The organism is Mesorhizobium sp. M0968, from assembly GCF_040319065.1.
Taxonomy (GTDB): domain Bacteria; phylum Pseudomonadota; class Alphaproteobacteria; order Rhizobiales; family Rhizobiaceae; genus Mesorhizobium.
In genome coordinates, this window is record NZ_JAMYNL010000005.1 from 285,103 (window position 1) to 308,414 (window position 23,312).

Below are 23,312 nucleotides of genomic sequence, written 5' to 3' on the forward strand. Positions count from 1 at the left end.
GTCTCGCTTCGTCCAACTCCCTCGTCCGCTACTGCCCTAATGAATGGCTGTTGCCAGAAACGCCACGTCGCGTTCATACAAGCAGGGCGCAAACCGGGAGACTGAAATGCCCGCCCACAGCAATCTCAAGCCGGTGCTGACGGCTGCCGAAATCAACGCGCTGATGGCGACCATTTTCCCGCAGCTCAACGACCAGTTCACCTTCTACGAGGCGTTGGAGGTGTTTCCAGGCGGCTGTGTCGTGCGGCTCAACGCCGACGAGCGCCATTTGCGTCCCGGCGGCACCGTGTCGGGTTCGGCGCTGTTCACGCTGGCCGACATAGGCGGTTATGTCTGCGTGCTCTCGCATGCCGGACCGGATGCGCTTTCGGTCACCACCAGTCTCAACATCAATTTCGTCCGCAAGGCCGAGGCCGGGCCGATCGACGGCCATTGCCGCATCCTCAAGCTCGGCAAGAGCCTGATGGTGTTCGATATCGACATCGTCGCCGGCCCGGAGGGACACACGGTAGCGCACGCAACGGGCACCTATTCGATCCCGCCAAAGCGGATTGACGGTGTGGTAAAATAATACCTTTCATCCAAGGCATTGTTTTGCTGGATTTTGATAGCTCGCCGACATTTCACGCGCCTTGACGCAGTCGCCGTCCTCTCCTATAAGCCCTCACGGAACAGCGGCCCGCAAAGGCCGCCGTTTTGTTATTGGCGGCGGGCAAGCGCCTTTCGCCAATCCAAGCAACAAGAAACGCCTTCTTTTGAAGGTCCTAACCGAAAGCAACAATCCATGGCAACCTTTTCGCAGAAGCCTGCGGATGTGGTGAAGAAGTGGGTGCTGATCGACGCCGAGGGTCTCGTCGTCGGCCGTCTCGCCACTGTCATCGCCAATCATCTTCGCGGCAAACACAAGCCCACCTTCACCCCGCACGTCGACGACGGCGACAACGTCATCGTCATCAATGCCGACAAGGTGGTGTTCACCGGCAAGAAGTTCACCGACAAGGTCTATTACTGGCACACCGGCCACCCCGGCGGCGTCAAGGAGCGCACCGCGCGCCAGCTACTCGAGGGTCGTTTCCCCGAGCGTGTCGTCGAGAAGGCCGTCGAACGCATGATCCCGCGTGGCCCGCTCGGCCGTCGCCAGATGAAGAACCTCCGCGTCTATGCAGGCACGGAACATCCGCATGTCGCCCAGCAGCCCGTCGTCCTCGACGTGGCCAAGCTGAACGCCAAGAACAAGAAGGTTTCGTAAGATGGCTGAGCTTTCCTCGCTCGCAGAACTCGGAGCTGCCACCGGCAATACCAACACCCAGCCGGCCGCACCCGTCCACGTCCAGAAACTCGATAAGTCGGGCCGCGCCTACGCCACCGGCAAGCGCAAGAACGCCATCGCCCGCGTCTGGGTGAAGCCCGGCTCCGGCAAGATCGTCGTCAACGACAAGGTGTTCGCCGAATATTTCGCGCGTCCGGTGCTGCAGATGATCCTCAACCAGCCGATCATCGCCGCCAATCGCGCCGGCCAGTACGACATCGTTGCCACCGTCATCGGCGGCGGCCTTTCCGGCCAGGCCGGTGCCGTGCGCCACGGCATCTCCAAGGCGCTGACCTATTACGAGCCGGCGCTGCGCGCCGTGCTCAAGAAGGGTGGCTTCCTGACCCGCGACAGCCGCGTCGTCGAGCGCAAGAAGTACGGCAAGGCGAAGGCCCGCCGCTCCTTCCAGTTCTCGAAGCGTTAAACAAAGACCGGTTTTCTATCGATTTTTTCAGAGGGGCTGCGTATTCGCAGCCCCCTTTTCTTTGTCGACATAGCAATCCCGCATCTTCAGGTGACCCTAAGTAATATTAGTAGTATCTTAATTACAGGCGCGTTCCAGATCCCAGGGCAGCAGCCAACTCCACAGAGCGGGAGCTGTGCACGTTGCGACGCGCCGGTAACCCGACGCTCGCGAAGGAGGAGGCAATGCGCATCCATTCCAGCAGTGTGTTTCTGGCAGCTGTCGCCGCCACTTGGGCATTCGCCGCGCCTGCGGCCGACAAAAGCGACGAGCAGCTGATCGAGAATGCGATCACAGCGGCACCGGAGGCTGTCGGCAAAAACGCCGCCGTCGTGAATTGGGAGATGAAGACGTTGAGGAAGGGCACCAACGGCACTTGCATCCCGGACGACCCGAGCACTCCCGCCGACGACCCAATGTGCACGGATGAGAACGGGATGGCGTGGATGCACGCGATCATGTCCAAGAAGGAGCCGCCTGCAGGGAAAGTTGCTTTCGCCTACATGCTAAAAGGAGGCGATGCGGCCAGCAATACCGACCCCTTTGCAACCAAGCCGCCGGAGGGGGCCGAATGGCTGCATGATGGTCCGCACGTGATGGTCATGAACGCACCAGACATGATGGCCTTGTATCCCCACGAGCCGAACCCCACACAGCCATACGTCATGTTCCCCGACACGCCCTACGCGCACCTGATGATTCCAGTCAAATAGATCAAGCAAGAGCTGCCGCGAAGCGTAGTGGCGGGTCACCTGAGGGAAGCGAGCCGCGCTTGTTTTCGGGCGCGGCTCTCCCGGGTGTCAGGGCTGGCCGGCGGACGCCTTGATGAAGTCAATGAACGCCCGCAACGGTGCCGGCACGAGGCGCCGGCCGGGATAGTAAAGGAACGGCCCGGAGAAGCTCTGCCACCAGGGTTCGAGCAGCGGTTCGAGCGCCCCGCTCTCGAAGTGAGGGCGTAGCCAATCCTCGAACAGGCTGATGATGCCGGTGCCGGCGATGGCTGCATCGACTTTGAGGTCAGTCGCCCCGCCCAGGGTCACGACAAGCGGCCCCGTCGGGTCGACCCGCACCACCTCGCCGTCGCGCTCGAATTCCCATGGCGGCATCGCACGGCTGGCAAAGCGGCCGCGCAGGCAGGCATGGCCGAGCAGGTCGCTCGGGTGTTGCGGCCGGCCATGACGATCCAGGTAGGCCGGGCTGGCGGCGGTGGCGAAGCGCTGCACGCGCGGTCCGATCGGCACAGCGATCATGTCCTGCTCCAGCCGCTCCTCATAGCGAATGCCGGCGTCGCACCCCGCCGCCAGCACATCGACGAAGCTCTCCTCCGAGATCACCTCCAACCGGATGCCCGGATAGGCGGCGAGAAAAGGCGGAACGATGCTGGGCAGTACCAGCCGCGCCGCGCTGACCGGCACATTGAGGCGCAACGTACCTGCCGGCCTGTCGCGAAAGCCGTTCACTACGTCGAGGGCCGACTCCACCTCGGTCAAGGCAGGACCGAGCCGCGCCAGCAGGCCTTCGCCGGCTTCCGTCAGGACAACGCTGCGGGTCGTCCGGTTGAGCAGCCTGACACCGAGCTGCGTCTCCAGGCGCCGCACCGCCTCGCTCAAGCCGGACGCACTGCCGCCGCTGGCGCGTGCCGCATCCCGAAAACCTTTGGCGCGCGCAACGGCCACGAAGGCGTTCAGGTCCCCGAGATCAATCTGCACAGCCCGTGCGAATTGTACCCAATTATCATGAGATCGGACAGCGTCTATCTGTGCACCGTTCCTGAAGGAGAAAGACCATGTCCAGCGTCGACCAGTCCGGCACATTCATCCTCGGCGACCGCCCAGTGAGACGGCTCGGCTACGGCGCCATGCAGCTCGCAGGGCCAGGCGTCTTCGGCCCACCAAAGGACCACGACGCGGCATTGGCCGTACTGCGCGAAGCCGTTGCACAAGGCGTCAACCACATCGACACCAGCGACTTCTATGGCCCGCACGTGACCAACCTGTTGATCCGCGAAGCGCTCGCACCCTATCCCGACGACCTCGTTATCGTCACCAAGATCGGTGCCCGACGCGGCACGGATGGCTCATGGCTGCCGGCCTTCTCGGCAGAAGAGCTGACACAGGCGGTGCACGACAATCTGCACAATCTCGGACTCGACGTGCTGGAGGTGGTCAACCTTCGGGTCATGTTCGACGCGCATGGCCCCGCCGAAGGGTCGATCGAGGCGCCGCTTGCGACGCTTGCCGAGCTCCAGCGACAGGGCCTCGTGCGCCACATCGGGCTGAGCAACGTCACCGCCGCACAGATCGCCGAAGGCCGCAGGATATGCAGGATCGTCTGCGTGCAGAACCAGTACAATCTGGCGCATCGGGGCGATGATGCCTTGATCAACGATCTCGCCCGCGACGGCATCGCCTATGTGCCGTTCTTCCCGCTTGGCGGCTTCAACCCGTTGCAGTCGTCGACCTTGTCCAAGGTCGCCGCACGCCTCGGCGCCACGCCCATGCAGGTCGCGCTCGCCTGGCTGCTTCGCCGCGCGCCCAACATTCTTCTGATTCCCGGCACGTCTTCCGTCGCGCATCTCAGAGAGAACCTCGCCGCTGCCGGCCTCGAACTGTCGGACGATGTCATCAAGGAGCTGGATGGTGTGGCAATGGCGGCCTGCGGGTAGATTGCCGAAGGCAGTGATGAGCCAATCTCTCACAAGTGGGTTCCCTTGCGGGGGAGATTGCCGGCAGGACAGCGAAGGCGCGCGACCTTGCAGGCGGGACAGCCGAGGCGCTGAAGGATCGTCGCATTTTTCTGCCACTACGCCACATTTTGTTCTTGCTTTGTGCCGGCAGCTATGCTACTAATTTGGGTATGGTGCTAATTGGCTCCAACGACCCGCCCACAGAGGCGGGTTTTCTGTTTCTGGGTTCCTTCGAAAGTTTGGCGCTGCCGGCCTGGGGTCGGCGGGACAGCGCCCTTCTGCCCTGCCGGGCATCGTCACCACAAGAGGGAGATCCAATTCTCGCCGCGCCGGTCTAGTTGATGCTGGCCGTGTTGGCCGGCTCGGCCGGGCGCTTCTCACCGGCATAGGGCACGCGAAAACCGTTCGCCGCCAGCCAACTGATGGCGGCCTTCGGTTCGTCGGTCTGGATGATGGTGGCGCCGCGCTCGACCCAGAAGCCATAAGTCTCGCGCGGCAGGCTGGCCGCAACCGCCAGCTCGTCGCCGCGACCGCCGGCGAGGAAGCCTCCCGGCTTGTTGACGATGGCATAGGTGTCGGCCCAGATGTGCCAGTCGCCCCTCACCGCCAGCGCGCGCATGCGCGGGCTGAACAGCGGGCCGCCGGTCTCGGTCAGTGTCTCTGATCCCGTGCGCCAGTTGATCATCTCGACCGCGCGCATCGGGAAGGCCCGGCCCACTTTCTCGGCAAACATGGCGTCGCGAACCGCGTCATCGGCGATAATCGGCATGAACTGGAAGCCGCTGCCGATCGCGTCCATGGCGGCCTTGACACTGGCAATCCGCTCCGCATTCCACAGGTTCTCCTTGACGATCACCTGTTCGGCCATGTCGAGGTCGCGCGCAACCGCGACCATGCCGACGAGGCTTTCGGTGTCGAGCTTGTTGTCGAGATTGATGAGGATCCTGTCCCTGGTCGTCATCAACATCTCGCGCAATGTCGAGACCGTCTCGCCCGTAACGGCGCCGGTGCCTTCGATCACCAAACGGCACGTCTTGAGTTCGGCCATCGTGCGGTTGACCACCTCACCCTTGCAATTCGTCGTGCGGTCGAGCCAACTGTCATGCATGACGACGAACTGTCCGTCCTTCGAGCGCCTTATATCGACCTCGACGATTTCGGCGCCCATTGCGATCGACGCCTCGGCGGCGGCGATCGAATTTTCGGGATAGAGCGTCTTGCCGGATTGCATGCCGCCGGCGCGGTGCGCGGCCACTATCACATGGTCGCGCCATTGGTTGGCGTGCTCGAAGCGGTCGAGAATCTGCCTGGCCCGCGTTTCGCCTGCCGATGCCTGGCCAAGGGAGAGCGCCAGCGCCGCGGAAAGCAGAAGGCTCAGCCAAATCGTTCGCATGAGACAGGTCATTCGCACGAGAATCGCTCCGTACCGGGATCGCACCCCGGTTAAGCGATGCCCGTGACAGGCAGGTGAACGAAGCCGGCTTGCAAAATGCCGGAAAATCAGGTCAGCGCCGGCCGAAGCAGTCTTCGGCGGCTACTTTCGGTTGCTTGCCAGGCAATCTCATGGCGAGCCATGCCGGGTTCGCCTGGCGAGCAAGGATTTGTGACCGGATCGAATGGCCATGATCCTCCGCAGGGGTCGCAATTCTGAGAATTATGTCCAATAAGGTTGCGCGTCGACGCACAGGAGATCGCTTCATGCCGCCAAGGACCATCGATCATGCCTTCACCACCCGCTCCAGGACGGGTGCGTCGTTCGAGCCGACCTATGCCGGCGCCCTGTCGTTCATGCGGCGCAAATATTCGAAGGACGTGAAGGACGCCGATGCGGTGGTGTGGGGCATTCCCTTCGACGCTGCGGTCACCAATCGGCCGGGCGCCCGTTTCGGGCCGCAGGCAATCCGCCGCGCCTCGGCCATCCTCGACAACGACCCGCAATATCCGTTTTCGCGCGATCTGTTCGAACAGCTTGCCGTGGTCGATTATGGCGACTGCCTGCTCGACAGCGGCAATCACCAGAAGACGCCTGCCACGATCGAACGCGAAGCGGCCAAGATCCTGAAATCCGGCGCCTTTCTGCTGTCACTCGGTGGCGATCACTTCGTCACCTGGCCGCTGCTCAAGGCGCATGCCGCCATCCATGGCCCGCTGGCTCTGGTGCAGTTCGACGCACACCAGGACACCTGGCCCGACGACGGCAAGCGCATCGATCACGGCTCCTTCGTCGGCCGTGCAGTCAAGGAGGGCATCATCGACCCCGACCGGTCGATCCAGATCGGCATCCGCACCCATGCGCCCGACACGTTCGGTATCAAGATCCTGTACGGCCATGAAGTGGAGGAAATGCGTGCGTCCGACATCGCGTATGCCATCGTCGACCGTACGGGCGGCAAGAAGACCTATGTCACTTTCGACATCGATTGCCTGGACCCGGCTTTTGCGCCCGGCACCGGAACGCCGGTCGCGGGAGGCCCGTCTTCGGCAAAGATCCTGTCGGTGCTGCGCCAGATCAACCAGCTCGATATCGTCGGCGCCGACGTCGTCGAGGTTGCGCCAGCCTATGATCACGCCGATATAACGGCGATTGCCGGCTCGATGGTGGCCATGCACTATCTCGGGCTGCTGGCGGAACGAAAGGCCCGGCTCGAGGAAATGAACCAAGGCAATCACAGCGTTGCCGGATTGAATCAGGCGAGCGGCATATAGCTTTGAGCTAACAGGAATTTTGGCACGCAATGAAACCGAAAATCTTCATCGACGGCGAGCACGGCACCACCGGTCTGCAGATAAGGGCGCTGCTTGCCGAGCGTGGCGACCTGGAAATCATCTCCATCCCGACCGAGCGCCGCAAGGAAACGGCAGCGCGCGCCGAGTTCCTCAATGCCGCCGATGTCGCGATTCTCTGCCTACCGGACGCGGCCGCCAAGGAAAGCGTTTCGCTGATCGCCAATGACACCACCAAAGTGATCGACGCCTCGACGGCGCATCGTGTCGCCGATGGGTGGGAATATGGTTTCGCCGAAATGGACAAGGACCAGGCGAAGAAGATCGCTTCGGCGAAGCGCGTCGCCAATCCGGGCTGCTGGCCGCAAGGACCAATCGCGACGCTGCGGCCGCTGGTTGCGGCGGGGCTGCTGCCGGCCGATTTTCCGGTCACCGTCAACGGCATTTCCGGCTATTCCGGCGGCGGCCGGCCGATGATCGAGGATTATGTCGCCAAGGGCGAGGATGCGCCGGAATTCCTGCCCTACGGACTGACGCTGCAGCACAAGCACGTGCCGGAACTCAGGACCTATGCCAGGCTTTCGCACGATCCGATCATGCAGCCGGCAGTCGGCAATTTCGCGCAAGGCATGATCACGGTGGTGCCGCTGCAACTCGGCGGCCTCGACCATGTGCCGACCGGCGCCGAGCTTCACGCGGCGATCGCCGATCATTTCGCTTCCATCGATGGCGGCGTGGTCGAGGTGGCGCCGTATCTGCATCAGGAACGCATGCCCGACATCGATCCGGAGATCTACAACGGCACCAACCGGATGAAGCTCTATGTCTTTGCCAATGATAACAGGGCGCAGGCGCTGCTGCTTGCCGTCTACGACAATCTCGGCAAGGGCGCCTCGGGCGCTGCCGTGCAGAACATGGATCTGATGCTCGGCCTCTGAATGGATGCGCCAGCATTTCCGAAGCGCTGGAAGGTCGGCGCGCCCGAACTCATCGCCGAAACGTTCAGCAGCCGCATCTGGAAGGTTGATCGCGAAGACGGCTCACCGGCAATCGTCAAGGATCTAAAGCCTTTCGACGATGTCGAGGACGAGTTGCGCGGCGAGCATTTCCTCGCCTGGCGACGCGGCGAAGGCGCGGTGCGGCTGCTGGGCCGCGATGGCCACCGCATGCTGCTCGAGTATGCCGGCGAAACCTCGCTGTCACAGATGATTGCGGATCAGGGCGACAATGCCGCCACCGCGATCGCGGCGGAGGTAATGGCCAAGCTGTTCTCGCCGTCGAAGCACCCTGCCCCACCGGACCTTCAGCCGTTGCGGACCCGGTTTTCCAGCCTGTTCAAAAAGGCGAAGGCCGATCGCGCCGCCGGCGAAAAGAGCCTGTATGTCGAAGCTGCCGAAATCGCCGAACGGCTGTTGTCCAATCCGCACGACGTACGGCCGCTGCATGGCGACCTGCATCACGACAACATCATGCACGGTCCGCGCGGCTGGCTGGCGATCGATCCGAAGGGCGTTCTCGGCGACCCCGGCTTCGATGCCGCCAATGTGTTCTACAACCCACTCGACCGAGACGATTTTTGCATCGATCCGCGGCGGATCGCGCATATGGCGCATGTCTTTGCCGCAACGCTCGGCCAGTCGCCGCCCGCGATACTGGACCACGCCATCGCCTATGGCTGCCTGTCGGCTGCATGGCACCATGAAGATCGCAATGCGGTCGACGAAAACCGCGAGCTGGCTATTGCCACAGCAATCCGGCGGGTGCGGCTCAGCCTCAGAGAGCAATCTCATGAGGCAGCGGATAAGCGCCCTTGGTGCCGCGCCAATGCGCGGCGGCGAAGCCGAGCAGGAACAGCGCAAATGCCTGATGCGTCAGGGCCATGTGCAGCGGCACCTGCATCAATAGGGTGCCGACGCCGATCGATGCCTGCACCACGACAATCAGGAACAGAAGCGTCGCACGTCGGGCATGCGTCGTGCCCGGCAGGCGCCGGCGTGTCGCAATCATGTGCCAGAGCGCGACCGCGAAGATCGTGTAGGCGCCGACCCGGTGGACGAATTGCACCGTCTTCGGGTTTTCGAAGAAATTGCGCCATGCCGGCTCCAGCAGCAGCAGGTCGCCGGGGACCAGCTTGCCGTCCATCAGCGGCCAGGTGTTGTAGCTCAAGCCGGCGTCTAGCCCTGCGACCAGCCCGCCGAGATAGATCTGGACCAGCGCCAGCAGCACCAGGAAGCCGGCCAGACGCTGTGTCGAGCGGTTGGCGGCCGGTTCGGAGTGTGGGGCCAATCCGCGCGCGACCACCATCGTCGCCGTGAAGATCAGCGCCGCCAGCGTCAGATGCGTCGCCAGCCGATATTGGCTGACCGAAACCCGGTCAACCAACCCGGACGCCACCATCCACCAGCCTATCGCGCCCTGCAGGGCGCCGAGAAGGAGGATGCCCGACAATTTCGTTCCGAGCCCGCGCTCGATGCGGCGCGTCGCCCAGAAGAACAGCAGCGGCAGGGCGAAGACCACGCCGACACTACGCGCCAGGATGCGGTGCACCCATTCCCACCAGAAGATCGATTTGAACGCCTCGATGCTCATGCCGTTGTTGAGTTCGGCATATTGCGGGATCTGCTGGTAGCGCAGGAACTCCTCCTGCCACTCGGCATCATTGAGCGGCGGGATGACGCCGTGTATCGGCTGCCATTCGGTGATCGACAGGCCGGAATTGGTGAGCCTTGTAGCGCCGCCAACCAGTACCAGCGCAAACAGCACCAGGAGCACGACATAGAGCCAACCGCGTACCAGCGCGCGGTTGCGAAGGTCGCGATCGCGGGCGGCGAAAGGCGCGGCATCGGATATGGCAGCAGCCATGGATTTGTCCCGGCAGTTGAAGTCGCGGATTGGTGAACCATCGCAACCCGGCTTGCAAGACCGGACAGCGCGGCACGCCGTCGCGCCGTTTCTGGCGGGTTGCGCGTATTGGCTGTTCGGCCTAAGCGATAGCGATCAACGAGATCGCGCCATGCCCATTCGCCTGAAAAAGCTGATCGGAAGCTTCCTGCTGGTAGTGCTGGTCATAGTCTATGCGCTGGTCGCCTCGATCGTGGCGGTCGCCCAATTGTCGCAGTCCGGGCCGCTGGCGCACTTCATTTTCTTCCTGCTCAGCGGGCTTTTGTGGGTGCTGCCGGCGATGGGCATCATCAAATGGCTGATCCTGGAGCCGCGACCGAAGGGGCGAGGCAACAGTTAGATCGTCACCACCGTCTTGCCGGCATTGGCCAGCGGCGTCGTCACGCCCGACAACATTGTTCGGATGTGGGCGACGCTCTGATAGCGGCCATTGACCGAAATGCGCGGCAGGGCGTGCAGGAAGCCGGCATGCTCGGCGCGGAGTATGCCGTGGCGGGTCGTCACCGCCGAGGCGTATCCGGCATCGCGGACTAGGCCTACTTCGCGGCGGCCGACGGCACTGGCATAACCGTAGGGATAGGCGAAATGGCGCGGCTCCTCGCCGAGTTTGGCCTGCAATATGCGCTTGACGTCGCCGATCTCATGTCTCGCATCGCTCTCGGAAAGCCGCTTCAGATTGCAGTGATTGACGCTATGTGCGCCGATCGTCACCAGCGGGTGCCCGGCCATGGTGCGGATCTCGTCCCAGTTCATCAGCGTGCTCGGGCGCGGACCACCCAACTCGATGCCGTTCGAGCGCGCCAGATCCCGCAACACCGCACGCTGGTCCTGCTCGCGCACCTTCAGCGTCAGATGAGCGTGCAGGCGCGCATTGGCCTGGACCTTTTTTCCCGGACTCGAGCAGTCGATTGTCACCGGGCCATCCGGCGTCGTCAGCGTCAGGCGATCGCGCGCATTGACGATGTCCTCGACCACGTCCCACCACAAATCGGCAGCGCCGTCGATCAGTCCCGGCGCGACGTAGATGGTGATCGGCGCGCCGTGCTTCTCCAGCACCGGCAGCGCCTCGGTCATGTTGTCTCGATAGGCGTCGTCGGCGGTGATCGTCGCAAACTGGCCGTCCTTGTCGCTGGCCTTGATGCGCTCGATCGCCTCGTCAAGCGTGACGAAACTGTAGCCGTTCGCCTTCATGTCGGCGATCACGATATCGAGAAACCCGGGCGCGATGTTCAAGTGGCGGTTGACGCCGTTCGGCTTTTCCGGTGTCGCGGTAACCCGATGCAGCATCAGGATGGCGCCAAGGCCGCCGATAAACGGCTTGGCCAGCGGCGCGAGACCGGAATAGCGGGCGAGATTGAGCGCCAGTTTGCGGATTGCCTCGCCCCCGTCGATCATTCATTCACCTTTTGCGCCTAAGCTCATCAAGCATGGAATGCGCCTGCGCGGGACCCCCAATCGCGACGAATACGCCCTAAGGATTGAGGTATGGTTGACGCCACCGCGTCATTTGACGGCAATCGGCTGGCAAGCAGCGAGGCGTCGCCGTGTGCCTTGCCGGCCGGCAAAGCCGGCCTGTCAACCTCGGTCGCCGATAGTGCGGCGTTGGCGGCGTACGCAGAATTCTGCCATTCCGCGCTTTTTGCCCCTGCGCAAAGCGCCGGCTGGATCCTGAACTGGGCCGCACATACCGGCGCCGACGTTGTCGTTGCGACGCTGCGCGCCGAGGACAGGCCGGTTTTCTCACTGGCGCTGGAGGTCACTCGCAGTGGAGCGTTCCGCGTCGCCCGGTTCATGGGCGGCCGCCATGCAAACGGCAATTTTGCCGCCGCCGACCCGCAATGGCTGGCGAATGCCGATAGCACGGCGATCCGCTCGATGCTGGCTGCGATTGCCAAGGCGCGGCGCGACATCGATCTTGTTGCGCTGGAGCGGTTGCTGCCCGATCTCGACGGCGTTGCCAACCCGCTCTCCGCCTTGCCGCATTTTTCGAGCCCCAATCTGTCGCTGGCCGCCGGTCTTGTGGGAGGATTTGACGCACTGCTCACCCGCGTGAGCGGCAAGCGCAGGCGCAAGAAGCATCGCTCGCAGGCGCGCAAGTTCGAGGCCGTTGGCAGCTATCGTCGCATCGAGGCGAGAACTGCGGACGAGGTGCACATGCTGCTCGATGCCTTTTTCGAGATGAAGGAATTCCGCTTCCGCAAGATGGGCATCGCCAATGTTTTCGGTGAGGCGGAGGTGCGCGCTTTTTTCCGCTCGCTGTTTGCCGACGCGCTTCAAGAGGAAGATCCGTCCTTCGTCCTGCATGGGCTGGAAGTCGCCGGCAAACTTCGTGCAGTCACCGGGTCGAGCCGTTCGGGCAAGCGGCTGATCTGCGAGTTCGGGGCGATTGCCGAGGACGACCTCGCACACACCAGCCCGGGCGACTTCCTGTTCTTCGAGAACATCCAGGAAGCCTGCGAGGCGGGTTTCGAAATCTATGATTTCTCGGTCGGCGACGAACCCTACAAGCGATTGTGGTGCGATATCGAAACGCAGCATTTCGAGGTGCTGGTTCCGCTGACGCCGAAAGGTCGTGCGCTGGCGCTTGCGCTCAGGCACGGCGCAAGCCTGAAGGCATTCATCAAGCACAGCCCAATGGTCTGGAAGCTGACCAAGCTGCTGCGCCGTAAAGCCGTGGGGCGGAGGACAGCACCGGCCGCAGGCGAAGACGACAGCTGATTTCGATTTGAGAGAAAACTGCCTCAGGCGGCCGAGCGCCGTCCCGGCATTGGGCCCGGCGCCACATGGCCGATGGGCGTGACCAGCGTCAGGTCGGGATAGCCACTCTCGATGAGCGCGACCGCGGCCTGCGTCACCTCGTCGTCCGGTTCAAGCATGGAGAGCAAAACCTCGGTCCCCTCGCCCACCAGGCGGCTGATGCCTTGCGCGTCGGCCGGTCCGCATTCGACCACGACCAAATCATAGGCGGTGGTCAGCGACTGCATGATGATCGGCAGCCGGTCGGCGGCGCGCATGGCGCGGACCGGATCGGCTGTGCCGACGGGAATAACGTGGCAGTCCGAATAGAGATCGGGGTGGATCACATCGCTGAACTGCGCTTGCGAGGCGAGCAGATCGGTGATGCCCGGAAACAGCCCGCTGTCCAGCATCGGCCGCGAGGCAGCACCCGAAGCGGTGAGATCAAGCAGCAGCACGCGTAGCCCGGCGTCGGAGACTGCGCGCGCCACCAGCACTGCCGAGGCAGCCGCCTCGTCGCCTTCCGGCGACACGAATATGGCGCGGGCGGCACCGGTGGCGATCAGTTTTTCCGCGGCCTTGTCGATGTCGACCTCGCCGAGGATAGAACGTGCCGGTTCAATGTCTCCAGCAGCCATTTCAGAGTACTCCGGTTCGATTTTCTCGGCAGCCGCTTCCGCCACCGCGACGGGTTCCGACTCCACTTTGCTTTCAATGATATTGTCGTCGTCGGCCTCATCGATCTCAACGACTGCCGGTTCGGACCGGCCAACCGACGGGTCGGGCTCGGCCATCACGCGTTCGGCCTGGACAGCCGGCATTGCAACCTGCTCGATGCGCTCGAAATGGGCACCGGCGGCCGGACGCATGGCGCGGCCGGAAAACAGTTCCTGCAGCAGCGTGACGATCGCCATGATGAGCAACGAGCCGACAAAGGCCGCACTGACAATCGGACCAATCTTGGGGAAATAAGGTTCGGCCGGCACCTGGGCCTCCGAAAATACGCGAGCGTCGACGGGCAGATAGTTGCGATCCTTGCGTGCGGCCGCCTGGAGATAGCTGGATGAATAGAGATCGAGCTGCTGACGCTTGGTCGCGGCATCACGCTGCAGCGCATCGAGTTCCACCTGCTCTTCGCCGGCGCGGGCGGACGCCGCCTTCAGCGTGTTGACGTCTGCCACGAGTTGAGCCTCTCGCGCCTTCGCCGTCTCGGCCTGCGCCATCAGACCTTTCATGATCTTTTCCGCTTCGTTGCGGATCTGGCGGTCGAGATCCGCGAGCTGCGACTTCAGCGCGCGGATGCGCGGATGGTTGTCGAGCAAGGTGGTGGAAAGGTCGGCTATGTTGTTCTTGAGTTCGACTTGCCGCTCGCGCAGGCGCTGGATCAGTTCGGAAGACAACACCTCCGGAACGGCATCCAGCGAGCCGCCATTGCGCAACGCCCTGCGCACGCTGTCAGCGGTCGCTTCCGCCGAAGCGCGATTGGCGCGCACGCGTGACAGTTCGCTCGACAATTCGGACAGCTGCTGGGTGGCAAGCACCGAATTGTTGCCGCCCATCAAAAGATCGGACTGCGCACGGAATGCGGCAACCTTGGCTTCCGCCTCCTTCACCCGGTTCTGCAGATCCGCGATTTCCGGCGCCAGAAAGTCGGTGGCGGCGGAATTCGATTCGAGCTTGGCATTGCCCTTGGAGGCGATATAGGCGTTTGCAATGGCGTTCGGGATCGCGGCGGCAAGCTTTGGATCCTCTGACGAGAACTCGATTGCGATCGCGCGGGTTTTTTCAACGCCATAGACGTTGAGCTTCTCATGCATTGCGTCCAGCACGCGCTCTTCCAGCGGAATCTCGAACGGATCGCTTTTCAAGCCAACAAGGACAAGGGCGCGGCTCAGCGCCGACATCTTCAGCGCCTCGTCGAATTCGGGCAATTTCGCCAGGTTGAGCTTCGCCGCCACCTGCTTGAGGATGTCGGGGGACGAGATGATCTGGACCTCGGTGGCCACAGCCTCTTCGTCGGGAATCGACCGCTCGTTGCCGTTGGCCCCGGCTGGCCGCGTGAACTCCGATTCTCGAGGCCCGATCTCCAGCTTGGCTGCCGACTTGTATTCGGGCGTTGCAAGCCAGGCGAGCGCAAAGGCCAGGCCGGTTACAACCAGTGCGACGACAAGGATGCGCAGCCAGTTTCGCGCCAGGCTGGCGAAAAGCTGCCTGAGATCGACGTCGACATCTGCGGCCGCGGATTGAACGGACATGCATCCCTGCTCCGGTACTGAGTCAGCATGCACCGTAAACAACTATGGTAACTCAGCCGTTAATATCGCGGTAAGAACCTGTCAGGCTCTATTAACAAGCCGCAAACAAGAGGCTGAAAACCATCTGCATTCGTCGATCCGGCCCGCATCGGCCGCGCGCCTTTACCGGCCATTAACCCTAACAGGATGATAACCGAGCTCGATCGTTAAGGTTTGCCGCAGAGTCGCCGGCTATTCAAAGGTACGTGTCCGCTCATGAAAAGCACTGCTCCCCTTTTCCGCGCGCTGCTTGCCGTATCGATGCTTTCGGGCTGCTCCAGCTACCGGCCGACGCCGGCCGCATTCCATGAAGTTCTCGACCAGCCCTATCGCCTCGGCGCCGGCGACCGCGTCCGCGTAACCGTGTTCGAGCAGGAAGGACTGACCAATACCTACAGCGTCGACCAGTCCGGCTATCTCTCGCTGCCGCTCGTCGGCAACGTGCCGGCGCGCGGCCACACCGCCCAACAGCTTGAAAGGGAGATCGCCGAGAAACTGCGCCAGGGTTATTTGCGGGATCCCGATGTTTCGGTCGAAATCGATCGCTACCGGCCGATCTTCGTCATGGGTGAAGTGGGTGCGGCGGGGCAGTATTCCTACGTTCCAGGCCTGACCGTGCAGAAAGCCGTCGCCATCGCCGGCGGGTTCACGCCACGCGCCAACCAGGAAAGCGTCGACATTACCCGCGACATCAACGGCAAGGTGATAACCGGACGCGTGGTGACCTCCGACCCGCTGCTGCCCGGCGATACAGTCTATGTTCGCGAACGCCTGTTTTGATGTGCTGACAAAGTGGCGGACACACTCAGGATCGTCCACTGCTTTCGCTCACCGGTCGGAGGCATCTTCCGGCATGTGCGCGACCTGACCGAGGCTCAGGTCGCCGCCGGCCATGCCGTCGGCATCGTCTGCGATTCGACGACGGGCGGCGATTTCGAGGAACGGCTGTTCGAACAGATGAAAGGCAGCCTGGCGCTCGGCATTCACCGCACCCCGATGCAGCGGCATGTCGGGCCAGGCGATCTCGCCTCGGCCCGGCGCACCTACAGGATCATAAAAGAATTGCGGCCGGACGTGCTGCACGGGCATGGCGCCAAAGGTGGCGCCTATGCCCGTCTGTTCGGCTCATTGTTACGGGTATCCAGGTCTCGCGTAGCCCGCCTTTATTCGCCGCATGGCGGCTCGCTTCACTATGACGAGACCACCGCCATGGGGAAGCTGTTCTTCGCGCTCGAGCGCTTCATGGCTCGCTTCACCGATTGCCTGCTGTTTGTTTCCGATTATGAGCGGCGGACTTATCGCAGGAAGGTCGGCGAGCCACCCATTCCGAACGCTCTCGTCCACAACGGCCTGCGCGCCGCCGAGTTCGAGCCGGTGCGGACCGAGCACAATGCGGTTGACCTCCTCTATATCGGCATGATGCGAGACCTCAAAGGCCCGGACATCTTCATCGATGCGCTGGGGCTAGCCGCGACACGACTCGGCCGCCCATTGAAAGCGCTGATGGTCGGCGACGGCGACGACCTGCCGCGCTATCGCGCCCAGGTAGATCAGCTCGGCCTCGAGGTCAGCTTCCTGGCGCCGATGCCGGCCAGGCTCGCCTTCAGGCTGGCCGAACTGGTCGTCGTTCCCTCGCGCGCGGAAGCCATGCCCTATATAGTTCTGGAAGCGCTCGCCGCCGGCAAGCCGATCATCGCGACGGCGGTCGGCGGCATACCGGAAATCTTCGACACCGGCTCGCCTGTCCTGATCCGGCCCGACCCGCGCGAACTTGGCGACAAGATAAGCGCCGCATTGGCCGATCTCGACACCTACAAAGGCCTGATGCCCGGCCTCGCCGACCTCAAGGCACGCTTCGGCGCCGATGTAATGGCCGCCGAAATCGAAAAGGCCTATTTCGCCGCGCTCAAAAAATAGAACAACGGGTTTCCACCGGGCTGCTCCTGGTGAAAGCGTCTCCAAAGCCATCCGTTGTTTCAAGGGTTTCTTAGCTCTCTTTTGCTATTCACCTGAGGGAAACCTGCGGACGCCCCATGAACGAAATCGACCCAGCGCGCCGTTTTTCGCTAGACGCGGTGCGCAAATTCGACGCCCCTGCCGAGAACAATACGGCCGGCGGCATGAACGATGTTGCCCGCCAGGTCGCCTCGCAATACCGGCGCGATACGATGTCGCCGATCATGGTGAGCGGCGTCCTGCGCATGGTGGAATTCGCGCTGCTGTTGGTGTCAGGTCTTGCCGTCTATTTCTATTATGTCGGCTTTTTCAACTATCTTGCCTGGCAATACTCACTGACGATCGCCGCCACCTCGTTCCTCGCGGTCGTTCTGTTCGACGTCACCGACCGCTACCAGATCGTCGCGCTGATGCGGCCGATCGCCAATTTCGGCCGTCTCCTGCTGGTCTGGGCCGGAACATTCGCCTTGATGGCGCTCACCGCCTTCACCATGAAAATGTCGGAAGACTATTCGCGCCTGCTCTTCGGCACATGGTTCGTCGTCGGTTTCGTGCTGATCCTGGGTCTCCGACTGGTGATGTCGAAGCTGATCCGGCGCTGGGCGCGCGACGGGCGGATGGAGCGCCGCGCCGTCATCGTCGGCGGCGGCAAGGCGGCGGAGGTATTGATCCGCTCGGTCGAAAGGCAGCCCTACAACGACATCCGCATCTGCGGCATTTTCGACGACCGCGGCGACAAGCGGTCGCCGCCGGTTGTCGCCGGTTATCCCAAGCTCGGTACAATTTCCGAACTCATCGAATTTGCCCGCATCGCGCGCATCGACATGCTGATCGTATCGCTGCCGCTGACCGCCGAATCGCGCGTGCTGCAGTTATTGAAGAAGCTGTGGGTGCTGCCGGTCGACATCCGGCTATCGGCGCATTCGAACGCGCTGCAGTTCAGGCCGCGCGCCTATTCCTACATCGGCTCGGTGCCGATGCTCGATATCTTCGACAAGCCGATCAACGACTGGGATTCGGTCGCCAAGCGCGCCTTCGACATTGTCTTTTCGATCATCGGCATCATCGTGTTCTCGCCGGTGATGCTGGCGACCGCAATCGCGATCAAACTCGACAGCAAGGGGCCGGTGCTGTTCCATCAGAAGCGGCACGGCTTCAACAACGAGATCATCGACGTCTACAAGTTCCGTTCGATGTATACCGACAAGGCGGACCCGACGGCCAAACAGACCGTGACCAAGAACGATCCGCGCGTCACCCGCGTCGGCCGCTTCATCCGCAAGACCTCGATCGACGAACTGCCGCAGTTCTTCAATTCGCTGTTCGGTTCGCTGTCGCTGGTCGGGCCGCGCCCGCACGCCATTGCCGCGCAGTCGCACAACCTCCTCTACAATGAAGTGGTCGACGGCTATTTCGCCCGCCACAAGGTCAAACCCGGTGTGACCGGCTGGGCGCAGATCAATGGCTGGCGCGGCGAGATGGACACCAACGAGAAGATTCGCATGCGGACGGAATACGACCTCTATTACATCGAGAACTGGTCGCTCTTGTTCGACCTCAGAATCCTGTTCCTGACGCCGATCCGCCTGCTCAATACGGAAAACGCGTATTGATCGCGACAGCCTATGAATTGCCGGCGGCGGCGGTCAACGCCAAGCTGATTGCACTGATTGCGTCGGGGGCGGTTTTCCTCGGCGTTTTCCTGTCCGGTTTCGTCATTGCCGAGCCGGCGCCGTACGATCTCTACATGATCGGACTGATCGTGGTGTGGCCCTTGTTCGGCATGCGTGTACAGCGGGCGGCGGTGCCACTTCTGGTGCTGCTGGCTATCATGAACATCGGCGGTATGATCTCGATGACGCAGATGTCGGACCTCGCCGGCACGCCGCTCTATCTCGCCGTCTCGCTGTTCCTGGCCTTAACCGCGGTTTTTTTCGCTTCGGTAACGGCGGTCCGGCCCAGTCTCTACCGGGTGATCTTCGTCGCCTATGTGGTATCGGCAGTGCTGACTTCGCTGGTCGGCATAGCCGGCTATTTCCATGCCTTTCCAGGAGCGGAGATCTTCACCAAATACGACCGTGCCGCCGGCGCCTTCCAGGACCCGAACGTGTTCGGTCCGTTCCTGGTGCTGCCGGGCATCTACCTGCTCTATCTGCTGCTTACCGGCTCGGTCGCGCGCATGCCTCAAATGGCTATGCCGCTGCTGATCATCACCGCCGGCATCTTCTTTTCCTTTTCGCGCGGCGCCTGGGGCATGTTCGCCGTTTCGGCGATCCTTTTGACCGGTGCCTTGTTCCTGCAGAGCGCCAGCGGCAAGTTCAGGCTGCGCGTCGTCGTCATGACCATCGCCGCCGTCGGACTGCTGGTCATCGCAATGATCGTCATCCTGCAACTGCCAGGAGTCGCCGAAATGTTCTCGAACCGCGCACAGCTCGAACAAAGCTACGACACCGCCCGGCTCGGCCGCTTCGCCCGCTATACGATCGGCTTTCAGATGGCACTGGAGCATCCGTTCGGCATCGGCCCGCTCGTCTTCGGCAAGATCTTCGGCGAGGACACGCACGACATCTGGCTGAAGATGCTGATGGATTACGGCTGGCTCGGCTTCGTGTCGTTCCTGACGCTGACGTGCTGGACGATCGCCGCCGGCTTCCGCATTCTGCTGCGCGACCGGCCGTGGCAGCCTTATCTTCTATGCGCCTACGTCGCCTTCATCGGCAATATCGGGCTCGGCACCTTCATCGACATCGACCACTGGCGCCATGTCTACCTGCTGCTCGGCTTGATCTGGGGTGCCATCGCGCTCGAATACCGCCACCAGTGGCAGCTGCGGGCGACGCAGCGACCGGCAATCCCCGTCGCGGTTGCTTCAGGCAAGACAGCAACCGAATTCGGTTGACCGGACCCGGTCTATCACGATACATCGCGACCGGTCCGGAGTGTAGCGCAGCCCGGTAGCGCACTTGACTGGGGGTCAAGGGGTCGTCGGTTCGAATCCGGCCACTCCGACCATTAAAATCCAAAGGCTTAGCCAGTTTTCCCCCAAAACTGGCTGTACAGACGATAGCCGCACTGCAGCAGCGCAACATACGCAGGCGTGATCTCATCGAGGGAACCGATCACGCATCACTCGTGCGCGAGGCACGGAGGCTGGCGTCTAGCCAGAAGCCACCGAGAAACCGCGCGGTAATGGCTAGGTAAGCTTTGCTGCGTACGCCAGCCTTTATCGTGAGAAAAGGTCCCGCCGCACATGCCAGAACGGCGGGACTCGATCAGGCGCCTTGCATCAGGCAGGGGTGACTCGGGGGTTGGGCATGCCCGGTGCGCGCGGATCGTAGTGAACCCTAGGCGCATCAGCTGCAATGCGTCCACCAACCGTCGGTTGGAAAGAACTAATTCATCCGGACGGCTGGCCTGGCCTGAACAGGCGCGCGCTCAAGGCTCGGTTTCTTCCCGGGGAGGAGCTTTTTGGTCAGGACAATCAGGATAGGGCAATTCTTCACACGGAGAGGGCCTGTCGCCAACGCTGCGATAATGTTCCGCGAGTTTTGCGAAACCGTAGGCGAAGGCGAAAAGAAGCGCGAGGACAACCGCTATTCGGACGGCCATACCGTATTGTAGCAGGATCCTCCCATTGGAGCGCGCGGCGTTTTGGTACGTTTGAATGTTGAGTTCGAAAAAGGTTGGCTCTAGTTGAATTACCGTCGTCCGCAGTTGTAAGGGCGAGCGGACGCTACGAAGATGCCACGCGCTTTCGCCCTTTTCGGGAGAGATGCAATGTCGCTTCAAGGAGTTGCCTGTCCTGCCGAGCTGACCATGTTGACCAAGGCACTTGATGCCCGATGCCGTGAACTAGGCCTCGCTGATGGAGATCCAGGCAGAGAAGTGCTCGGCCGCAGAGTGATGGATTTATTTGAAAGTGGTCAGCTCAGCGCCGAAGATTTGAGACTGGCTCTGAGCGGCGAGATCTTTAACGCCAAAAATCCTCCGGCCGGAGCCAGTGGGCCTTGATACGGCAAGCGGCTATCCGCGCAGCCATTTGAATCACTGGCCCGGCGTCGGCTTCCGTGTGCGCAGGAGCGCGTGTGAACAAATGTGATTTTGCGGCCGGTGCCAGACGGGCTAACTTTACCCATCGAACGAAAGAGGAGAATGATCATGAAGACATTCCTCGCAATAGTCGCGGCACTGACCATGTCCATATCAGCTGCCTCTGCGGATTGCCCCGCGCATTCCAAGGTCCAGGCATCGGTCGACACGCAGACGAAGACAGCAAGCGTCGAGAACGCCGATATGTCGACTGTCACGGACGTTCAGGCGATCAAAAAAGAAGAGCCACAGAAGACCGAGTAGCGGTAACGCTCAGCGGATCCCACGACCCGGATAAATGGCTACTGGCACACATCCACCCACTCGGCGTCGACGAGTTCGGCCAGGCGTTGCGGGCTGAGCCGCACGGCGGCATTCGTCGCGCCTGCCGCCGGGACGACCTCGTCAAAGGCGCCTAGCGAGATGTCGCAGTAGACCGGGAGCGGCGCCGGTAGGCCGAACGGGCACACCCCACCGATGGGATGATCGGTCGCGGCGAGCACCTGCTCGGCGTCCAGCATTCGCGCCTTGCCACCAAACCGGTCCTTGAATTTGCGATTGTCCAGCCTGGAGATCCCGCTGGCCACGATCAGCATCGTCTGGTCGCCGGCGCGCAAGCAGATCGTCTTGGCAATCTGCGCCGGCGCCACGCCATGCGCTTCGGCGGCCAGAGCCACCGTCGCCGAGCTTGCCTCCGTGACGATGACGTCAATGTCGGGCGCGTGTGCGGCGAAGAAGGCGCGAACGGATTCGAGGCTCATCTCCAGCAATTTCCGTCTGGCGTCGCCGTGGCGGCCGGCAAGTCCACTACGTGGCCGAAAAAACGAAGCCCGCCAGGGCGACCCATGGCGAGCTCGTGGAATAAAAGCATGACACGCCGCTACGACACGGATCGCCTTTTGGCAGGCAACACGGCTTCGTCAAACAGAGCGCTTTCCGGAAGTTGAAGCGCGGAGGCAATACGCCGACGTTTCGAGGGATCGGCATCCTTGCCGCTTTCAACATCGGCAATCTCATAGGCTGCCAGCCCGCACGCCAGGGACAGCTCTTCGATGCTGTATCCACGGGCTTCCCGGGCGGTTCGGACGGCACTGCGTTCAGGCGTAACCGCGCTCGCCGCCAGTTCGGAGTAAGGTTCGCGTTTTGCTATTTGGGGCATTGGCAACTCCGTGGGATGAAAGAGTTAGATCAAATCATGTTGTTGCCTGAGACGATCGGGAGAATGCCCGCTCGCCGGTGATTTGCCAAGCATCAAAGATAGCGTCACGGCATCGTGAACCGACGCCGGAATGGATGGCGGATGCCGGCGAGCTGACATCTGGCCGGATCCTCAGCAGACACAGTTCGGAAACAAAATTCTACAGGCCGGAGAAACTGCCGAAAAACTCCAAGGCGATAGTCCCAACCGCAGCGCTCGAGTCACCGACCTGAGTCAGTGACGCTCAAATTCCGCCTGCGCAAAAAGGAAACGATGTCATGAAGAAGCCTCTTCTCTCCGCTCTTGGACTTGCAATCGCACTTGCACTCTCGATGCCGATCATCGGCGCAAGCAGCGCGAATGCGACGACGATGCACACCACCGTCAAGAAGCATCACCGCCATCACTACCATCACCGCGTCCACCACTACCGCCACCATCACAAGAAGGTTGTCGCGAAGAAGTACTGAAAACACCCTCGGGCGAACAACCCGCAGTCAGGCGTTCTGGCCCTGGATCAAGGGCGGCGCGCTTGCCGGGTTTGCCGTGTCGGCGAAAAATGGCGGCGGTCCGCTGACCACCGCCATTTGCTTTTCTTAACGTGCCGACCTTGAACGCGCTCGCGGCGCGTTTTGCTGTCGGCCGCCGAGGAACAGACTGGCGACGAGCCCGACCAGAACCAGCCCGACAGCGGCCGCCGTCGCCGGGTGATCTCGGGCGGTCTTCTCGATCGCCCGGCCTTGCCTTCTGATTGCCGGCAAGGCGTTGCCGAGCCGCTCAGTGATATCCGAATAGTAATCCGACGCGGTATCGCGCCCGTCTTCGTAAAAGGCGCCGCCCTGCTTCAACACGGCTTTCTTCAAGGTGGCCAGTTCCCTGGCCAAGGCCGCGACCTGCTTGTTGAGATCGGTGTCGGAGATGCTCGAAAGCGATGCCATGACGTGCTTCCTTCATCT

Annotated in this window: 24 protein-coding genes, 1 tRNA gene and 1 pseudogene; 18 read left to right on the plus strand and 8 right to left on the minus strand. The window is 62.2% G+C overall.

What is annotated here, in order from left to right; all coding sequences use genetic code 11:
• The first annotated feature begins 106 nt into the window (after nt 1–106).
• From NKH67_RS11830 to NKH67_RS11845, 4 genes are all read left to right on the plus strand, one after another.
• Nucleotides 107–571 (plus strand): PaaI family thioesterase, encoded by a 465-nt coding sequence (locus NKH67_RS11830; RefSeq protein ID WP_352471978.1) that lies wholly within the window; start codon nt 107–109, stop codon nt 569–571.
• 213 nt (nt 572–784) lie between these two features.
• The gene (gene rplM, locus NKH67_RS11835) at nt 785–1,249 is read left to right on the plus strand and encodes a 50S ribosomal protein L13 (protein WP_023674645.1); all 465 of its coding nucleotides are present in this window, start codon (nt 785–787) and stop codon (nt 1,247–1,249) included.
• Nucleotide 1,250: 1 nt separating this feature from the next.
• Nucleotides 1,251–1,733, plus strand: coding sequence for a 30S ribosomal protein S9 (gene rpsI, locus NKH67_RS11840; protein WP_023674644.1), 483 nt, complete (start codon nt 1,251–1,253; stop codon nt 1,731–1,733).
• Between the two features lie 224 nt (nt 1,734–1,957).
• Nucleotides 1,958–2,485: a hypothetical protein gene (locus NKH67_RS11845; RefSeq protein WP_352501539.1), complete on the plus strand. Its 528-nt coding sequence runs from the start codon at nt 1,958–1,960 to the stop codon at nt 2,483–2,485.
• A gap of 87 nt (nt 2,486–2,572) precedes the next feature.
• On the opposite strand, the gene NKH67_RS11850 is transcribed toward NKH67_RS11845, so the two are convergent.
• Complete coding sequence (locus NKH67_RS11850) at nt 2,573–3,481, minus strand: LysR family transcriptional regulator (RefSeq protein ID WP_352501538.1); 909 nt, start codon at nt 3,479–3,481, stop codon at nt 2,573–2,575.
• Between the two features lie 77 nt (nt 3,482–3,558).
• Here NKH67_RS11850 and NKH67_RS11855 point away from each other — a divergent pair, with 77 nt between their 5' ends.
• Nucleotides 3,559–4,437 carry an aldo/keto reductase family oxidoreductase gene (locus tag NKH67_RS11855; protein WP_352501537.1) on the plus strand — a complete coding sequence of 293 codons (879 nt, stop codon included), beginning with the start codon at nt 3,559–3,561 and terminating at the stop codon, nt 4,435–4,437.
• 355 nt (nt 4,438–4,792) lie between these two features.
• Here NKH67_RS11855 and NKH67_RS11860 read toward each other — a convergent pair whose 3' ends face one another.
• Nucleotides 4,793–5,851 (minus strand): glycerophosphodiester phosphodiesterase family protein, encoded by a 1,059-nt coding sequence (locus NKH67_RS11860; RefSeq protein WP_352501536.1) that lies wholly within the window; start codon nt 5,849–5,851, stop codon nt 4,793–4,795.
• A 305-nt stretch (nt 5,852–6,156) separates the two neighbouring features.
• Between NKH67_RS11860 and speB the strand changes: the two genes are divergently transcribed.
• The 3 genes and pseudogenes from speB to NKH67_RS11875 form a co-directional block, all read left to right on the plus strand.
• Nucleotides 6,157–7,164 carry an agmatinase gene (gene speB / locus NKH67_RS11865; RefSeq protein ID WP_352471982.1) on the plus strand — a complete coding sequence of 336 codons (1,008 nt, stop codon included), beginning with the start codon at nt 6,157–6,159 and terminating at the stop codon, nt 7,162–7,164.
• 29 nt (nt 7,165–7,193) lie between these two features.
• Nucleotides 7,194–8,120, plus strand: coding sequence for an N-acetyl-gamma-glutamyl-phosphate reductase (gene argC, locus NKH67_RS11870; RefSeq protein WP_352501535.1), 927 nt, complete (start codon nt 7,194–7,196; stop codon nt 8,118–8,120).
• Nucleotides 8,121–8,948: pseudogene (locus tag NKH67_RS11875) on the plus strand (aminoglycoside phosphotransferase family protein); the annotation flags it as partial. It abuts the gene before it with no gap.
• A 7-nt stretch (nt 8,949–8,955) separates the two neighbouring features.
• On the opposite strand, the gene NKH67_RS11880 reads toward NKH67_RS11875, so the two are convergent.
• A complete protein-coding gene (locus NKH67_RS11880) occupies nt 8,956–10,044 on the minus strand; it encodes a COX15/CtaA family protein (RefSeq protein WP_353030958.1) in 1,089 nt (362 codons plus the stop codon).
• Between the two features lie 151 nt (nt 10,045–10,195).
• Between NKH67_RS11880 and NKH67_RS11885 the strand changes: the two genes are divergently transcribed.
• Entirely contained in the window at nt 10,196–10,423 is a 228-nt protein-coding gene (locus tag NKH67_RS11885; protein ID WP_023674629.1) for a DUF2842 domain-containing protein, read from the plus strand.
• Here the strand turns inward: NKH67_RS11885 and NKH67_RS11890 are convergent.
• The gene (locus NKH67_RS11890; RefSeq protein ID WP_352501533.1) at nt 10,420–11,478 is read right to left on the minus strand and encodes a polysaccharide deacetylase family protein; all 1,059 of its coding nucleotides are present in this window, start codon (nt 11,476–11,478) and stop codon (nt 10,420–10,422) included. The two genes, NKH67_RS11885 and NKH67_RS11890, sit on opposite strands and share 4 nt — an antisense overlap.
• Before the next feature lie 90 nt (nt 11,479–11,568).
• On the opposite strand from NKH67_RS11890, the gene NKH67_RS11895 reads away from it, so the two are divergent.
• Complete coding sequence (locus NKH67_RS11895) at nt 11,569–12,801, plus strand: GNAT family N-acetyltransferase (protein ID WP_352501532.1); 1,233 nt, start codon at nt 11,569–11,571, stop codon at nt 12,799–12,801.
• Between the two features lie 23 nt (nt 12,802–12,824).
• On the opposite strand, the gene NKH67_RS11900 is transcribed toward NKH67_RS11895, so the two are convergent.
• Nucleotides 12,825–15,074 (minus strand): GumC family protein, encoded by a 2,250-nt coding sequence (locus NKH67_RS11900; protein ID WP_352501531.1) that lies wholly within the window; start codon nt 15,072–15,074, stop codon nt 12,825–12,827.
• Nucleotides 15,075–15,329: 255 nt separating this feature from the next.
• Between NKH67_RS11900 and NKH67_RS11905 the strand changes: the two genes are divergently transcribed.
• From NKH67_RS11905 to NKH67_RS11935, 7 genes are all read left to right on the plus strand, one after another.
• Nucleotides 15,330–15,893 carry a polysaccharide biosynthesis/export family protein gene (locus NKH67_RS11905; protein WP_352471991.1) on the plus strand — a complete coding sequence of 188 codons (564 nt, stop codon included), beginning with the start codon at nt 15,330–15,332 and terminating at the stop codon, nt 15,891–15,893.
• A gap of 12 nt (nt 15,894–15,905) precedes the next feature.
• On the plus strand, nt 15,906–17,030 hold the full coding sequence (locus NKH67_RS11910) for a glycosyltransferase family 4 protein (protein ID WP_352501530.1): 1,125 nt from the start codon (nt 15,906–15,908) through the stop codon (nt 17,028–17,030).
• A 116-nt stretch (nt 17,031–17,146) separates the two neighbouring features.
• Entirely contained in the window at nt 17,147–18,682 is a 1,536-nt protein-coding gene (locus tag NKH67_RS11915) for an undecaprenyl-phosphate glucose phosphotransferase (protein WP_352471993.1), read from the plus strand.
• Nucleotides 18,679–19,968, plus strand: coding sequence for an O-antigen ligase family protein (locus NKH67_RS11920; RefSeq protein WP_352501529.1), 1,290 nt, complete (start codon nt 18,679–18,681; stop codon nt 19,966–19,968). Before NKH67_RS11915 ends, NKH67_RS11920 begins: the two co-directional genes overlap by 4 nt.
• A 36-nt stretch (nt 19,969–20,004) precedes the next feature.
• Nucleotides 20,005–20,081: transfer RNA gene (locus NKH67_RS11925), tRNA-Pro, on the plus strand.
• A gap of 765 nt (nt 20,082–20,846) precedes the next feature.
• Nucleotides 20,847–21,080, plus strand: coding sequence for a hypothetical protein (locus NKH67_RS11930; RefSeq protein WP_352471996.1), 234 nt, complete (start codon nt 20,847–20,849; stop codon nt 21,078–21,080).
• A 147-nt stretch (nt 21,081–21,227) separates the two neighbouring features.
• On the plus strand, nt 21,228–21,422 hold the full coding sequence (locus tag NKH67_RS11935; protein WP_352501528.1) for a hypothetical protein: 195 nt from the start codon (nt 21,228–21,230) through the stop codon (nt 21,420–21,422).
• Nucleotides 21,423–21,460: 38 nt separating this feature from the next.
• Here NKH67_RS11935 and NKH67_RS11940 read toward each other — a convergent pair whose 3' ends face one another.
• Nucleotides 21,461–21,919: a YbaK/EbsC family protein gene (locus NKH67_RS11940; protein ID WP_352501527.1), complete on the minus strand. Its 459-nt coding sequence runs from the start codon at nt 21,917–21,919 to the stop codon at nt 21,461–21,463.
• Between the two features lie 119 nt (nt 21,920–22,038).
• Nucleotides 22,039–22,317 (minus strand): helix-turn-helix domain-containing protein, encoded by a 279-nt coding sequence (locus NKH67_RS11945; protein WP_352471998.1) that lies wholly within the window; start codon nt 22,315–22,317, stop codon nt 22,039–22,041.
• 317 nt (nt 22,318–22,634) lie between these two features.
• On the opposite strand from NKH67_RS11945, the gene NKH67_RS11950 reads away from it, so the two are divergent.
• On the plus strand, nt 22,635–22,826 hold the full coding sequence (locus NKH67_RS11950; protein ID WP_023674514.1) for a hypothetical protein: 192 nt from the start codon (nt 22,635–22,637) through the stop codon (nt 22,824–22,826).
• Between the two features lie 126 nt (nt 22,827–22,952).
• Here the strand turns inward: NKH67_RS11950 and NKH67_RS11955 are convergent, their stop codons facing one another.
• Nucleotides 22,953–23,294 (minus strand): hypothetical protein, encoded by a 342-nt coding sequence (locus NKH67_RS11955; protein WP_352501526.1) that lies wholly within the window; start codon nt 23,292–23,294, stop codon nt 22,953–22,955.
• Nucleotides 23,295–23,312 lie beyond the last annotated feature (18 nt).

Coding starts and splice junctions, on each gene's coding strand:
- NKH67_RS11830 (WP_352471978.1), top strand. CDS start 107: ATGCCCGCCCACAGCAATCTCAAGCCGGTGCTGACGGCTGCCGAAATC.
- rplM (WP_023674645.1), top strand. CDS start 785: ATGGCAACCTTTTCGCAGAAGCCTGCGGATGTGGTGAAGAAGTGGGTG.
- rpsI (WP_023674644.1), top strand. CDS start 1,251: ATGGCTGAGCTTTCCTCGCTCGCAGAACTCGGAGCTGCCACCGGCAAT.
- NKH67_RS11845 (WP_352501539.1), top strand. CDS start 1,958: ATGCGCATCCATTCCAGCAGTGTGTTTCTGGCAGCTGTCGCCGCCACT.
- NKH67_RS11855 (WP_352501537.1), top strand. CDS start 3,559: ATGTCCAGCGTCGACCAGTCCGGCACATTCATCCTCGGCGACCGCCCA.
- NKH67_RS11860 (WP_352501536.1), bottom strand. CDS start 5,851: ATGCGAACGATTTGGCTGAGCCTTCTGCTTTCCGCGGCGCTGGCGCTC.
- speB (WP_352471982.1), top strand. CDS start 6,157: ATGCCGCCAAGGACCATCGATCATGCCTTCACCACCCGCTCCAGGACG.
- argC (WP_352501535.1), top strand. CDS start 7,194: ATGAAACCGAAAATCTTCATCGACGGCGAGCACGGCACCACCGGTCTG.
- NKH67_RS11880 (WP_353030958.1), bottom strand. CDS start 10,044: ATGGCTGCTGCCATATCCGATGCCGCGCCTTTCGCCGCCCGCGATCGC.
- NKH67_RS11885 (WP_023674629.1), top strand. CDS start 10,196: ATGCCCATTCGCCTGAAAAAGCTGATCGGAAGCTTCCTGCTGGTAGTG.
- NKH67_RS11890 (WP_352501533.1), bottom strand. CDS start 11,478: ATGATCGACGGGGGCGAGGCAATCCGCAAACTGGCGCTCAATCTCGCC.
- NKH67_RS11895 (WP_352501532.1), top strand. CDS start 11,569: ATGGTTGACGCCACCGCGTCATTTGACGGCAATCGGCTGGCAAGCAGC.
- NKH67_RS11900 (WP_352501531.1), bottom strand. CDS start 15,074: ATGTCCGTTCAATCCGCGGCCGCAGATGTCGACGTCGATCTCAGGCAG.
- NKH67_RS11905 (WP_352471991.1), top strand. CDS start 15,330: ATGAAAAGCACTGCTCCCCTTTTCCGCGCGCTGCTTGCCGTATCGATG.
- NKH67_RS11915 (WP_352471993.1), top strand. CDS start 17,147: ATGAACGAAATCGACCCAGCGCGCCGTTTTTCGCTAGACGCGGTGCGC.
- NKH67_RS11930 (WP_352471996.1), top strand. CDS start 20,847: ATGTCGCTTCAAGGAGTTGCCTGTCCTGCCGAGCTGACCATGTTGACC.
- NKH67_RS11935 (WP_352501528.1), top strand. CDS start 21,228: ATGAAGACATTCCTCGCAATAGTCGCGGCACTGACCATGTCCATATCA.
- NKH67_RS11940 (WP_352501527.1), bottom strand. CDS start 21,919: ATGAGCCTCGAATCCGTTCGCGCCTTCTTCGCCGCACACGCGCCCGAC.
- NKH67_RS11945 (WP_352471998.1), bottom strand. CDS start 22,317: ATGCCCCAAATAGCAAAACGCGAACCTTACTCCGAACTGGCGGCGAGC.
- NKH67_RS11950 (WP_023674514.1), top strand. CDS start 22,635: ATGAAGAAGCCTCTTCTCTCCGCTCTTGGACTTGCAATCGCACTTGCA.
- NKH67_RS11955 (WP_352501526.1), bottom strand. CDS start 23,294: ATGGCATCGCTTTCGAGCATCTCCGACACCGATCTCAACAAGCAGGTC.